Annotated in this window: 12 protein-coding genes; 2 read left to right on the top strand and 10 right to left on the bottom strand. The window is 60.6% G+C overall.

Annotation, left to right across the window (positions count from 1 at the left end):
- Positions 1-99: 99 nt before the first annotated feature.
- The 8 genes from ACJO2E_RS11665 to gabT all read right to left on the bottom strand — a co-directional run bounded on the left by ACJO2E_RS11665 (position 100) and on the right by gabT (position 8,970).
- Positions 100-897: a thioesterase family protein gene (locus ACJO2E_RS11665; protein WP_406964045.1), complete on the bottom strand. Its 798-nt coding sequence runs from the start codon at positions 895-897 to the stop codon at positions 100-102.
- Between the two features lie 100 nt (positions 898-997).
- Entirely contained in the window at positions 998-2,425 is a 1,428-nt protein-coding gene (locus ACJO2E_RS11660; RefSeq protein ID WP_406964139.1) for a gamma-aminobutyraldehyde dehydrogenase, read from the bottom strand.
- 68 nt (positions 2,426-2,493) lie between these two features.
- A complete protein-coding gene (locus ACJO2E_RS11655) occupies positions 2,494-3,312 on the bottom strand; it encodes an ABC transporter permease (RefSeq protein ID WP_406964044.1) in 819 nt (272 codons plus the stop codon).
- Positions 3,302-4,249: an ABC transporter permease gene (locus ACJO2E_RS11650; RefSeq protein WP_406964138.1), complete on the bottom strand. Its 948-nt coding sequence runs from the start codon at positions 4,247-4,249 to the stop codon at positions 3,302-3,304. The genes ACJO2E_RS11655 and ACJO2E_RS11650 overlap by 11 nt, the downstream gene beginning before the upstream one ends.
- On the bottom strand, positions 4,249-5,301 hold the full coding sequence (locus ACJO2E_RS11645) for an ABC transporter ATP-binding protein (RefSeq protein ID WP_406964137.1): 1,053 nt from the start codon (positions 5,299-5,301) through the stop codon (positions 4,249-4,251). Before ACJO2E_RS11645 ends, ACJO2E_RS11650 begins: the two co-directional genes overlap by 1 nt.
- An 86-nt stretch (positions 5,302-5,387) precedes the next feature.
- Positions 5,388-6,542: an ABC transporter substrate-binding protein gene (locus tag ACJO2E_RS11640; RefSeq protein ID WP_406964043.1), complete on the bottom strand. Its 1,155-nt coding sequence runs from the start codon at positions 6,540-6,542 to the stop codon at positions 5,388-5,390.
- Between the two features lie 220 nt (positions 6,543-6,762).
- The gene (locus tag ACJO2E_RS11635) at positions 6,763-7,668 is read right to left on the bottom strand and encodes a LysR family transcriptional regulator (protein WP_406964042.1); all 906 of its coding nucleotides are present in this window, start codon (positions 7,666-7,668) and stop codon (positions 6,763-6,765) included.
- A gap of 27 nt (positions 7,669-7,695) precedes the next feature.
- Positions 7,696-8,970, bottom strand: coding sequence for a 4-aminobutyrate--2-oxoglutarate transaminase (gabT, locus tag ACJO2E_RS11630; RefSeq protein WP_406964041.1), 1,275 nt, complete (start codon positions 8,968-8,970; stop codon positions 7,696-7,698).
- A 253-nt stretch (positions 8,971-9,223) separates the two neighbouring features.
- On the opposite strand from gabT, the gene ACJO2E_RS11625 reads away from it, so the two are divergent.
- Positions 9,224-10,441 carry an acyl-CoA dehydrogenase family protein gene (locus ACJO2E_RS11625; protein ID WP_406964040.1) on the top strand — a complete coding sequence of 406 codons (1,218 nt, stop codon included), beginning with the start codon at positions 9,224-9,226 and terminating at the stop codon, positions 10,439-10,441.
- Positions 10,442-10,697: 256 nt separating this feature from the next.
- Complete coding sequence (locus tag ACJO2E_RS11620; RefSeq protein WP_406964039.1) at positions 10,698-11,525, top strand: hypothetical protein; 828 nt, start codon at positions 10,698-10,700, stop codon at positions 11,523-11,525.
- A gap of 23 nt (positions 11,526-11,548) precedes the next feature.
- Here the strand turns inward: ACJO2E_RS11620 and ACJO2E_RS11615 are convergent, their stop codons facing one another.
- Entirely contained in the window at positions 11,549-12,418 is an 870-nt protein-coding gene (locus ACJO2E_RS11615) for a diacylglycerol/lipid kinase family protein (RefSeq protein WP_406964038.1), read from the bottom strand.
- A gap of 159 nt (positions 12,419-12,577) precedes the next feature.
- Positions 12,578-13,432 carry a response regulator gene (locus ACJO2E_RS11610; RefSeq protein WP_406964037.1) on the bottom strand — a complete coding sequence of 285 codons (855 nt, stop codon included), beginning with the start codon at positions 13,430-13,432 and terminating at the stop codon, positions 12,578-12,580.
- Positions 13,433-13,854: the final 422 nt, after the last annotated feature.

The following is a 13,854-nucleotide window of genomic DNA, read 5'->3' as shown; positions in this document are numbered from 1 at the left end:
GATGAATGTCAGGCCCGTTTATGCCATGGTCGACGGGGTCCGGCAAGGTAAAGTGATGGCCTTTCAATGACGGTTTGGTCAGGGTCCGGTAACAGGTCCTCAGGCCTGCCGGGCCCGCACCAGCAGATTCTGCTGAGCGGTGCCAATACGGCCCTGTTCGTCATAGATTTCCGAACGGACCAGGCCGATACCATTGGGTTCGATAACCGTACGGCTATCCAGGGCAACCCACTCGGTCCTCGGATGGCGATGCAGGTACACGGTCAGGTCCGTATTCACAAAGGTGTACTCGTCAACGGGAAGAATCCAGCTGAGGCCGTTTCCGAAATCCGATGCGGCCACCGCCCGCATGGCCGCGGACACGCTCTCTCCGCCAACCAGCGGATACTGCATGCGGAACCAGCCTGCGGCCGGGCCTGGGCCCATGGTCTGGCCGTGGGCCACACGGATATCCATGGCGGTGTAGTGGAACGAGGTCATCTGCTCCATACCCGGAATCACGAAGGGTTCCTGGCACCGGTCGGGGCCCGGTAGCGGGTGTCCGCCCAGCCGGGCTTCGATGTCCAGGGGTTCGGCACGCAGGAACAGCGCCACGGCCCGGGCTACCACGGTATCGCCGCTGGTCAGGGTCATTTCCACCCGCCGGACCGAGCGCCCCTTCCCCATACTTGCCTGGATGGCCAGCGGCGCCATGGGAACCGGGCGTACCAGTTCCATGGTCAGCCGCGACAACAGCATGTCCGGGTCTCCCACCTGCTCCTCGGCATAGCCCGCCAACAACGACGCCGGAGCGCCCCCGTGGAGCGCGTCCGGGCTCCAGGGGCCGCGCCCCAGTTCCGTCGGCACAAAAACGTCGCCCTCGCGGAAAAACACAGCTTCGTGACCGGTCTCTGACATATCCTGAATTCCAAGTGTCCTCGGGATCAAAAGGTTTGAACTTGATCCCGAGAATACCGTACCTGTACAGGAAATCCACTGCCTGTGTTCATTACGGCGACTAGCCGTGCCGGATCATGACATGGCGGACAGTGGTGTAATCTTCAAGAGAGTACGACGACATGTCTTTTCCGTATCCTGACTGCTTCATGCCCCCGTGGGGCATTTCGTTCACCAGCATGAAGTGGCAGTTCACCCAGGTGCAGCCATACTGCAAGCGTGACGAGACATCCATGGCCCTGGAAATGTCCCTGGTCCACACCGATGACGACAGGCCATATTCTGACTGGTTGGCCCAGGAGACAACATCGTCATCATCCGTGAACCGGGTAACGGATACCACCGGACCAAACACTTCCCGACGGACAATCTCATCATCCTGTCGCGCCCCGGTGATCAGTGTGGGCTCATAGTAAAAACCGTTTCCATCGGGCATACGACCACCCACGGCCACCTCCATGTGAGACTGTTCCGCCGCCCTTTCAACAAAACTGGCTACCCGGTCCCGCTGCCGCTCGGAAATCAGGGGAGGAATCTCGTTGTCATCGTCATTGCCCTGGTTGTAGCGGATGGTGGAAACCGCATCGGTCAGCTTCTCCACCAGTCTGTCGTGGATCCCCGCTCCGGCGTATATCCGGCAAGCCGCCGTGCAATCCTGTCCGGCGTTGAAGTAACCGAACGTGCGGATGCCTTCGACTACTTCGTCCAGATCGGCGTCATCAAATACGAGTACCGGGGCCTTGCCACCCAGCTCAAGGTGGGTCCGTTTCACGCTCTTGGCGGCATTGGTGAGGATCTTCTTGCCGGTGGCGATATCCCCTGTCAGCGAGATCATGTCCACATCCGGATGGCAGACCAGGGATGTACCCACACTTTCCCCCCGACCGGTGATCACATTGAGCACACCGGCAGGCAATACTTCAGCGGCGACCCGTGCCAGCAGCAGGCTGGTCAGGGGTGTCTGCTCGGACGGCTTGATCACAACGGTATTGCCCGCCGCCAGGGCCGGGCTGATTTTCCAGGCCGCCATCATCAGCGGGTAGTTCCATGGTGCAATGGAGCCGACCACGCCCACCGGGTCGCGACGGATCATTGAGGTGTGACCCGCCATGTACTCCCCTGCCGCGCTTCCCTGCATGCACCGGGCGGCGCCGGCAAAGTACCTCAGGCAGTCCACGACCGCCGGGATCTCCTCCGCCAGCACGATATGGAACGGTTTTCCGCAGTTCAGTGCCTCCAGCCGGGCAAAGGTTTCGCCGTGCTGCTCAATCCGGTCCGCCAGCCGCAGCAACAGCAGCGAACGCTCCCCCGGCGTGGTTCTCGACCAGCCCTGGAAAGCCTTGCGGGCCGCGGCAACCGCCTGGTTAACCTGATCATCGGAGGCCTCGGGCAGACCAATGATCTTCCCGGCGGTACGCGGATTGAGTATGGGTTCCTCCGGCCCGTTTCCGGCCACCAGGTCTCCACCAATCAATAAACGGGTATCCAGGGCCTGGGCACCACTTGCATTACCTGTCTGGGACATGGGGAAATCTCCTTGTTAGCCTGAATTGCCTGTCACTTACCCTGCCCGGCGGTCGCTTCGCCGCCGCGGGTGAAGTAATAAGCCATGAGAATGGGCAGGAAGGTGATAATTACCACGAACACGGCCACCACGTTGGTCACCGGTCGCTGCCTGGGACGTACCAGCTCGCTGAGCATCCAGATGGGCAGGGTCGTTTGTTGTCCTGCGGTGAAGGTAGTCACGATGACCTCGTCAAAGGACAGGGCAAAGGCCAGCATGCCGCCCGCCAGCAGTGCGGTGGCAAGATTGGGTAGCAGCACATGCCGGAAAGTCTGAAAACCATTCGCCCCCAGATCCAGCGAGGCCTCCAGCAGGGAGGGCGATGTACGCCGGAGCCTCGCCACCGCGTTGTTGTAGACCACCACCACACAGAAGGTCGCGTGACCGAGCACAATGGTCCAGAAGGAAAACGGAATATCGGCGATATCGAAGGCCGAGCGCAACGCAATACCGGTTACCACCCCGGGAAGCGCGATGGGCAGGATAATCAGCAGTGACACGGTTTCACGGCCGAAGAACCGGGTGCGGGCAACCGCCCCCGCAGCCAGGGTGCCCAGCACGATGGCCGCGCCGGTGGCGATCAGCGCGATCTTCAGGGACAGGCCGAACGCATCCCAGATGTCCTGCCGGTCCCAGACCACCGCAAACCATTTCAACGTATAGTCCGGGGGCGGAAACTGGTAACTCTTTTCCTCGGTGGTGAAGGCATACAGAAATATCAGCAACAGAGGCAGGTGCAGGAACAGTAAACCGGCGACCGCTCCGATTTTCAGCTTCAGCGACGCGCCCGAACGGCTCTTCCTAAAGCGCATTGAAGGCCCCCATCTTTTTCGCAATCCAGAGGTAAATGGCCATGACCACGATGGGCACCATGGAAAAGGCTGCTGCCATCGGAAGATTGCCGGCGGTGCCCTGGTGCATGTAAACCGCCTGGCCAATGAACAGTCGCGAGGAACCCACGATCTGGGGCGCGATATAGTCCCCCAGGGTCAGCGAGAAAGTGAAAATGGAGCCGGCCACGATACCGGGCAGGGCCAGCGGGAAGATCACCTTGCGGAAGGTCTGCCCGGGCCGGGCCCCCAGGTCGTCCGAGGCCTCCAGCATGGACCCCGGCACCCGCTCCAGCGCCGCCTGGATCGGCAGGATCATGAACGGCAGCCACAGGTAGACGAATACCAGAAAGGTGCCGATATAACTGAACGACAACGAGGGCCCGCCAATCACCGGCATGGATAACAGCGCATCCACCAGCGGGGTGAGCCCCACCCGCTCGACGCTCCAGTTGAGCACGCCCTCATTGGCAAGGATCAGTTTCCAGGCATAGACCCTCACCAGGTAACTGGACCAGAGCGGCAGCATGACGGCGATGAAGAACAGCCCCTTGATCCACCCACGGGCGAAACGGGCGGCATAGAACGCGATGGGAAACGCTATGAGTGCGGATGCCAGGGTCACCGACGCGGCCATCAGTACCGTGCGCAACACGATATCGAGGTTTGAGGGACGCAACAGTTCCGCGTAGGTCTTGAGCGTGAATTCCCGGACGATACGACCTGAGAACTCGTCAATCGAATAGAAACTCTGCACCAGCAATGCCACCAGCGACCCGACATAGACCACGCCAATCCAGATCAGCGGCGGCCCCAGCAGGATTGTCAGCAACAGCCCCGGTCGCCGGAACAGCAGGTCGGATACCCGGCCCAGTACACCGTCGGCCGGCTGGTTGATTGCCATGCCGTCGTCAGACATCACGGCACCATCCTGTGCATGTCGTCCAGATTCCAGCGGGCATAGACCGACTGCCCGGTAGCCAGTCCACCCACCGCAGAGGGAACCGACAGGGACAGCGAGTGCCCCGCCACGGACAGCACGCACCGCCGCACCGAACCCTGGTACTGCACGTGACTGATGGTGGCGGACACGGTGATTACACCATCTTCCCGGGACACCGACTGGTCGGCCAGGTGGATTTTCTCCGGGCGCAGACTCCACAACCCCTCGGGAGCACCGATACGCTGGCAGAGCTCCGGCTCCAGTATGTTGGAGGAACCGACGAAATCCGCCACGAAACGATGCTCGGGCCGCTCGTAGATGTCTTCCGGGGTACCCACCTGAACCACCTGCCCCTGATTGAAGACCGCCACCCGGTCACTCATGGACAGGGCCTCGCCCTGGTCATGGGTCACGAACACAAAGGTGATGCCCAGTTCCCGCTGCAGGGACTTGAGTTCCACCTGCATCTGTTCCCTCAGCTTCAGGTCAAGGGCCCCCAGGGGCTCGTCCAGCAGCAACACCTTGGGCTTTCCTATCAGGGCCCGGGCCAGGGCAACTCGCTGGCGTTGCCCGCCGGACAATTGCGCGGGCTGGCGTTTCGCAAACCCGCCCAGGCGTACCAGTTCAAGCATCTCCATGGCCTGACGATGCCGTTGACGGCGACCTACCCCGCGCACCGTCAGCGCATAGGCCACGTTATCGATCACATTCATGTGGGGGAACAGGGCATAGTCCTGGAAGACCGTGTTAACGGCGCGGCGATAGGGCGGAAGGCCATCCACCGTGTCACCAAAGATCTTCAGGTGGCCGGCTGTGGGCTGCTCGAACCCCGCGATCAGCCTCAGGCAGGTTGTCTTGCCGGAACCGGACGGCCCCAGCATTCCAAAGAACTCCCCCTCGGGGATATCGAGGTTCACCTGGTCCACCGCCTTAACGGTGCCAAAATGCCGGCTGATCCCCGACAGTTCCACCGCACTGACCCGTTCAGCCGGGTCGGGGCTCACCTCGTCTTTTTCCGTGTCGTACATGGGCTTCCGGACCGTGGTTGGCATGAAACTCTCCTGATGCGTATCGCCCCACCCGGCAAAGTGGGGCGATGGAACTCTCGACTGGCTTACCGGCCACCCAGGATGGCGATGTAGTCGGTTACCCAGCGGTAGTAGGGCACGCATTGTTTGCCTTCCCCACAGGATGAAACCGGGGTACGCCAGAAACTGATACGCTCAAAATTCTCCATGCCATTGGTCTCGCAGCCTTTCTCACCCAGCAGTTCGTTGCCTTCACAGGCGGCCGGCACCACCGGCACTGAACCAAACCAGGAAGCAAGATCCCCCTGCAGCCGGGTGTTAAGCGAGTGCTCCATCCACTTGTAGGCGCAGTTGGGATGGGGGGCCTCCACGTGCATCATGGTGGTATCTGCCCAGCCGGTAGCACCCTCATCCGGTATGACCGTGGCGACAGGTTGCCCCTGAGCTTTCAGGATGTTGGCCTGGAACGGCCAGGCGGAAGATGCGACAACACCCTCGTTGGTGAAATCATCAATCTGCACAAAGGCGTCATGCCAGTACCGCCCCACGATCTTCCGTTGCTCCCGCAACAGGTCCAGAGCCACCTGATATTGCTCCTGGGTCAGTTCGTACGGATCCTCGATACCCAGTTCCGGCTGATGTTCTTTTAGATACAGGGCGGCATCGGCAATGTAGATTGGCCCATCAAACGCCTGGACCCGCCCCTTGTTGGACTTACCGTCCGGAAGGGTCATTTCCTTGAACACCACCCGCCAACTCTTTGGCGGCTGGTCCCCGAACACCTCGGTGTTGTACATCAGCACATTCGCCCCCCACTGGTAGGGAACGCCATAGTGAACGCCATCCACGGTGTGCCAGGGCGCATCCTTGAGCCGATCATCAATGGTGCTCCAACTGGGAATCAGGTCCGTGTTCACCGGCTGTACCCGGTCGCCGTATATAATCCGCAGGGAGGCATCACCGGAGGCCGTCACCAGGTCAAAGCCACCCTCGTTCATCAGGGCAACCATCTCGTCCGAGGTGTTGGCCGTCTTCACCCTTACCTCACATCCGGTTTCCTCCTCGAATCCGGTCACCCAGTCATAGTTCTCGTCGGTTTCACCACGCTCGATGTAGCCGGGCCAGGCCACGATATCCACCGCACCCTCGCCTGCGCCGACAGATTTTTTCATATCCGCTGCCGAGGCAAGCGTGGCAACACAGAATGTGGTGGTCAGCATCGACACCATTATCTTTTTCATGATTCCTCTCCCGAACTGTGTGGGCTCACCATGTCTTTCATGGCGACATGAATGCGGATGGTCATTTCGAGTATAGAAATCACTTCAGCTATCGCCATAAATAAAATCAGAAAACATATATCGGTTATTCCGATATTTATAGGTGGAATCACGTAGTGGGATGTAATGCAAAACAGGAGGGTATTGAGTGATCGGGTTTTCCGAAAGGACGCTTGGGTGGTCAGCGATGGCGGAGGGCCGGTTCCTCCAGGGCCAGATCAATAAACGCTCGGGCGGCATCAGAAGGCTTGGCACCACGGCGCCAGGCCAGCCCAACCTCCACCGGTGGTAGCGGAGACGCCACGTTGACGCTGGCAATGCGGTCTCCTTCCAGGGACCAGGGGCGATAGACAAGGTCCGGCAGCACGGAGACACCGGCTCCGGTCGCTACCAGGCTTCTCACCGCTTCCACCGACGACGTTCGCATGGCCATGCGGGGATTTCGGCGCGCCCGCTGCCACAGGTCTGCAGTTGCCAGTCGGATCTCGTCAGTGTTTAGCAGGATGAAGCGGTCTTCCAGCAGAACGTCGCGGTCAATTTCCGGCGCGTTGGCCAGGCGATGCCCCATGGGTAACCAGGCCCGGAAGGGTGATGTTTCCATCACTGCCGTGTTGAGGGCAGAGCGTTCCTGAAGGGCAGAGAGGATCAGTATGGCGACATCCAGTTCGCCATTGAGCAGGTAGTGTTCAAGGTATTCCGGGGCGTCTTCCACCACCTGGACGCCGGTTCCACTAAAAGCCCGCCGGTAGCGTGCCAGGAGATCCGGCAGGGCGTAGCCCGCCACGATCGACGTGACCCCGACATGCAGGGTTCCGGTTACCTGCTCCTGTTCCGAAAACACCCCCCTGGCGTAACTGACTTCCGCCAGAATCCGGTTGGCATGGCGCAGGAACGCATGCCCCTTGTGGGTCAGCCCCATACCCCGGGCATGACGTTCCAGCAGGACCACCCCGAGATCGCTTTCCAGCTCCTTGATGGCTTCCGTAACAGTGGATTGGGATACGGCGAGATCCCGTGCGGCACCGGAGACCGAACCGATCTCCGATACCGCCACGAAATACCGCAACTGTCTGAAGGAAAAACTCACTGGCAGGAGCCTGACCGTCGTCCGGGATCAGCCGATGGATGCCAACGCGTCCTCAACAATCTGCAGGCCTTCCTCGAGCACCTCATCCTCAATGGTCACCGGCATCAGGAAGCGGATGGTGTTGCCGTACATGCCGCAACTGAGCAGGATCAGGCCGTGCTCCTTGGCGTAACCGGTGACCTTGGCGGCCAGGTCGGCACGGGGTTCGCAGTCATGCTTGTCGGTGACCAGTTCGATGGCGGCCATGGGGCCGAGGTTGCGCACATTGTCCACATGGTCAAACTTCTCCTGCCACTGGGCAAAGCGCTTGGCGAGCCTGTTCCCCAGAACCTGGCTCTTGCCGAGGATATCCTCTTCCTCGAACACTTCCATGACCGCCAGGGCCGCGGCGCAGGCCGTAGGACTGCCGGTGTAGGTGCCCCCCAGGGAATTGGGGCCGGAAGCGTCCATCACCTTGTCGGTACCGACAATGGCGGAAATGGGCATGCCGTCGGCCATGCTCTTGGCCATGGTCATGATGTCCGGCTCGACACCGCTGTGTTCGATGGCAAACAGCTTGCCGGTCCGGCCAAAGCCACTCTGCACTTCGTCCACGATCATCAGCATGCCGTGTTCGTCGCAGATCTCGCGGATCTTCTTCAGGAAGCTCGGCGGCGCCGGGTAGAAACCGCCCTCCCCCAGGACCGGCTCAATCACGATGGCTGCCGTGTCCCTGGGGTTGGCATCGGTCTTCAGGACCATTTTCAGGCCACGGAGCGCCTCATCCTCGGATACACCGTGGTAGGGCACCGGATAGGGGGCGCGGAACACCGTGCCGGGCATGGGGCCGAAATCGGACGCATAGGGGGCCACCTTGCCGTTCATGGCCATGGTCATGAAGGTCCGGCCATGATAGCCGCCATCAAAACAGATCACGTTGGTCTTGCCGGTCGCCGCGCGGGCTATCTTGAGCGCATTTTCCAGGGCCTCGGCGCCGGAGTTGGCGAGCATCACCTTGGCATGGCCGCGGACCGGCGCCACCTGGCTGAGCTTCTCTGCCACCTTCACATAACCTTCATACGGCATGACGGTCTGGCAGGTATGCATCAGCTTGTCCAACTGGGCCTTGACCGCTTCCACCACCTTCGGATGACGATGGCCGATATTGAGCACACCGATACCGCCAGCGAAATCGATCATCCGCTTGCCGTCGGCATCCCACAGTTCAGCGTTACGGGCGTGGTCCGCAAACTGCTCGTTGGGGCTGGCTGCACCGGCCGCCACATACCGCTCTTTCAGCTGCTGCAATTCTTTGTTGGTCATGCGTCGCCTCTGATCTGTTCAGGATAGATTGGATGTTGTCTCAGTATGGTCGAAGGAAGCCCCCCCTTGCCACCCCGGCGGACGGAATTGACTGCCCGCACCTCAATTAATAAGCAGAACTTATACTATTCAATCAGAATAATTCAGTTGATTCATTCAGCACCCCACTCCATAGTGATCCCACTGAACAGACGCCGAACAGCTTCCGCTGCTCAGGCCCACCGATCACTGTTAGATGCCCAGGAGGCAGATCATGGATTTCCAGTATTCCGACAAGGTCAAGGAACTGCGCCAGCAACTGCTGACGTTCATGGACGACTATATCTACCCCAACGAGGAAACCTACAAGCAGCAGAAGGCCGCCAACAAAGAACGTGGCCGCGCGTATGCCAAAGTCCCCATCGTTGACGAGTTGAAGGAAAAGGCCAAGGCACAGGGCCTGTGGAACCTGTTCCTGCCGGAGGAAGAATATGGTCCCGGTCTGACCAACCTGGAATACGCCCCCCTGGCCGAGATCATGGGCCGGGTCCTGTGGAGCTCCGAGGTTTTCAACTGCGCTGCCCCGGACACCGGTAATATGGAGGTACTGGCCCGCTACGGCAGCGAGGAGCAGAAGGAGACCTGGCTGAACCCCCTGCTGAACGGTGAGATCCGCTCCTCCTTCGCCATGACCGAGCCGGCAGTGGCCTCCAGTGATGCCACCAACATTGAAACCCGTATCCAGCGGGATGGCGACGACTATGTCGTCAACGGTCGTAAGTGGTTTATCACCGGCGGCTGTGGTGAGGAAACCAGATTCTTCATCGTGATGGGCAAGTCCGACCCGGATAATGCCGACCGCCACAAGCAGCAATCCATGATCATCGTGCCCAAGGACACCCCGGGGGTCACCATTGTCCGGGATATGCCGGTGTATGGTTACTACCACGCCCCCAAGGGCCACCCGGAGATCCAGTTCGATAATGTCCGCGTGCCCGCCAGCAACCTGATCCTGGGCGAGGGCCGGGGCTTCGAGATTGCCCAGGGGCGCCTGGGGCCGGGCCGGATCCATCACTGCATGCGGGTGATCGGTCAGGCCGAACGGGCCTTCGACATCATGTGCCAGCGCCTGACTTCACGGGTCGCCTTCCACAAGACCCTGGCCGACCAGGGCGTGTGGCGCGAGCGCATCGCCGACTGCCGTATCGCCATTGACCAGACCCGCCTGATGGTCCTGCAGGCCGCCCAGATGATGGACCTGGTGGGCAACAAGGTCGCCAAACAGCAGATCGCCATGATCAAGGTGGCCGCCCCGGACATGGCCCTGAAGGTGATCGACTGGGCCATCCAGGCCCATGGCGCCGGTGGCTACACCGAGGACTTCCCCCTGGCCGATATGTGGGTGTATGCCCGCCACCTGCGCACGGCGGATGGTCCGGACGAGGTTCACCGTAACGCCATCGCCAAGGAAGTGCTCAAGAACTACCGATAAGCGACCACAAAGCCCGACCGTTCTGCGGTCGGGCCATCATTATCCCCTTCATCTCCTCCTCGCGCCTAAACATCCATCGCCAAACACTCCATATTTTGCAAGATAGCCGCTTTTCCTGACTTTATCTCGGTACTTCCCTACACACGACGCGCATTCCGGGACACAAAGCGTTACTCGCTGTTACGGCATAGCCACTGAGGATTAACTACAATTCACTATAATTCGGTGTAATCCCACAAGACGGAGGACGACGCCCATGCCAGCCGGCGCCGACCCCATTCCCTGTAATGACCTGCAGACGCTGTTTGACCTGTGTAACGAACGGTACTTCAACGGCACCCTCCGTTCCCGTGAGGGCTTCACCGTTCGCTACAATACCGCCGAGCGGCAGTTGGGACGCTTTCGCTATTGCCCGGAAACCTGCCAGCCCCTGGCGATCGAGCTATCTTCCCGGCTTCGGGACCACCCCTGGGCCCTGCGCAGCGCCATGGTACGGGAGATGATCCCGATGCTGGCACTGCAAAGTTATCTTGATACCGGTGACGAGATGTTCCTGGACCGGGAGCCCCTTCATGGACACCTGTTTATCGAACCGGGCATCGGTGCCTTCTTCCTGGCCCAGCTCGAACACCTGAATCTGCAATTCCCGGAGCTGTGCCTGACCATCAAGCCCCGCTTCGGCAGTGGTTCCCTGTTCGACCAGAGCCGGATTCCGACCGCCCGACTGGTGGTCATCCCGGCGGACCCGGCCAACAATGCCGGCGTTATCTACCGGCTGCACGACAAAGCCCCGACCCAGTGGAAACAGCTCCGGGAAATGGCGTGGCTCAATCACGGGGCACTCACGATCAGCCTGCTGCGGGTCTGCGGTGCGCTGGCGGAAGAATTCCCGGTGTTACGCAAGGACAACCAGCCCCGAGCCAATACCCGTGTTCGTATGGAACCGGATTTCGACCTGGTGGTGCAGGAGATACGGGACCACCGCCTGACCGCCGAACTGGTCGCACCGGAGGCCCAGCCAGAACCGCAAGCCATGGGTGAGACCTTTGCCGGCTGGCACCCCGAGGCCTATTCAGGGTACTGATAGCCACCCCCAGAGGCACGAAACTACTCAGGGGAATTCCGGATCACCCGCAATTCGCCTGGCCGGCAGGTCATCTCAAGGGGAGTCTTCCCCACCACATCCCCGTCCACGGTGACGGTCCTGGGCCGGCGGGTGGTTATCCGACACCAGGGGCAGGCCAGCTCCACCACCGTTTTCGTATCTCTGGGCGTTCGCCTCAGCAGCCGGGTCATGATGAACGCCCCCACCAGGCTGACCATGGATGCCGGCCGGACCGCGATCACCACCAGTCTGCCATTATCCACGGCCGCCCCGGGCACCTCAGTGCCACCGCCGAACCAGGCCCCATTGGCAATGGCAATGGACAGCCACCGGCCCGTCACCGTTGCCGTGTCCGTCGCGATGGTGGCCCGGAAGCCTCGTTGGGAGAACAGGCGCCCCAGCAAGGACACCAGGTAGCTGAACTGGCCAAGCCATTTCTTACGGTTGCCATTGGCGTTGGCATCCCGGGCCGGCAGCGTGCCCAGGCCGACATGGGCCACATTAAGGCATACCCCCCGGTCAAACCGGCCCACATCCACCGGATGCTGATGGCATTCCATCAGCGCCCGGCAGATGGCCTCCGGATCGGGGTTGATGCCCAGGTTGCGAAAGAAGTCGTTGGCGGTGCCAGAGGGCAGGACCGCGAGGCAGGCCCCGGTTTCCAGACAGATGGCCGCCGCCTGGTTGACCGACCCATCCCCACCGGCCGCCAGGATGCGATCGCCGCTGCACACCTCCCGGACCCAGTCGAGATTGTCCAGGTCGCAGGCCCTGACATTTTCCAACCCGACCCGTGCCAGGTGATCCCGCCAGAAATCCGCATTGCGTTCACCGTCCCCCGCATGGGGATTTGCCAGCAGCCAGTCGGTCATCATCACTCCTCCCGTCGGCGTACCCTGGAATCCATGGACATCCCCCTTCACACCGACACCCTTGAAGTGCCGGTGCCGACATTGCTCAGTCAGGTTACCTGATGTTCCGGCATCCGGAATGACAAATGCGTAACGGGCCAGGCAGGGCTATGGGACGACTCAGGAGGCGTTCGTGGTGGAGGTGGTAAACCTGCGTTCCAGGATATTATCGGGGTTCTCGGCGACCCGTTGCCGGATATAGAAGTCCACCAGCTTTTCAATCACGAAGCGGCGCACGGGTTTGTGGTAGCAGGCCTGCATGCCGGACTTCAGGCACCGTTCGCGGAACTCGGGCGTATCGTTGGTGGTAATCCCGATGATGGGGATATCGGCGGGCAGAAGCTCCCTCAGACGAATTTCCAGGGATGTCTCGGGCCCGTCAAGGCGTGGCATCTGGCCGTCCATCAGGATCATGTCCCAGTGTCCCCGCTGCACGGTATCCAGTGCTTCCATGCCGTCTGCTGCACTCACCGGCTCCACATTCAGCCTCAACAACTGTTTGCGCAGGATCATGCGGTTGATGGGGTCATCGTCCACCACCAGCACCCGGGGCCTGTCGTCCGGGGCAACGGCAGGGTCCGGGGATTCCGTATAGGTCCGGGCAAACGACTTCCCGGGGTCAATGGACGAGGCCGGCTGCTGCGACTTACGCCGCCGCTGTACCCGCTCGTTGCCGAACTGCAACATCTTGACCCAGAGAATCAGCGCCACTTCCAGCACCAGGATACCGCCGATGAGCACAATGGGGCCGTGGAAGGGTAATGCCGGCTCGCTCCAGGTATCACCGGGCATGCTGAGGCTGTTCCAGACCAGCGCCGGCATCACGGCCGCCAGGACGACCACCGAGTAGCTGACCAGCCGAAACCCCCGGACTCCCCGGACCCACGGGAGGCGACGAAACAGCCCCCTGAGGTGCTGCAGCGTCAATAGCTGGCGCTGGGTGCCTGGCTCGGATTTTCTGCGGGCAATACCCATCATCGTCCTCCAGGCCAATCAATGAGTACGACAGACGGTGAGCGTACCCCGACGACCTCGCTAGAAGGAGGTGTTAGCTGTACCGGAGACTGGCGATGCTCTCCTGGACAGGTAACGTGTCCAAACCATGAGCTGTGTTCCACGCAAGCTATTACCGTGATATGGATTGTGGCGACAGCTTTCGTGCTTCTCCTTTCCAGATTATGGACTGCCTGTAATAGATAGTGGAAGAGGAACCCTACAGAATTATGAAACCAGTGGATATGTCGCCCAAAAAGTACAACGCCAATGACGACATGTTTTCACTCGTCGTTACGTCCAACATCACGCCGGACCCGCCACAACTGCCCCCCTAAACCTGATGTGACATTATCGAAAGCTATTGGCGCCCCAGGTCACATTCGTGTATACAAAGTGTTACC

The sequence above is a fragment of the Marinobacter shunpengi genome (assembly GCF_045449695.1).
Classification (GTDB): domain Bacteria; phylum Pseudomonadota; class Gammaproteobacteria; order Pseudomonadales; family Oleiphilaceae; genus Marinobacter.
Note: the sequence above shows the minus strand (reverse complement) of the source record. Positions and strands in the feature narration are given on the sequence as shown.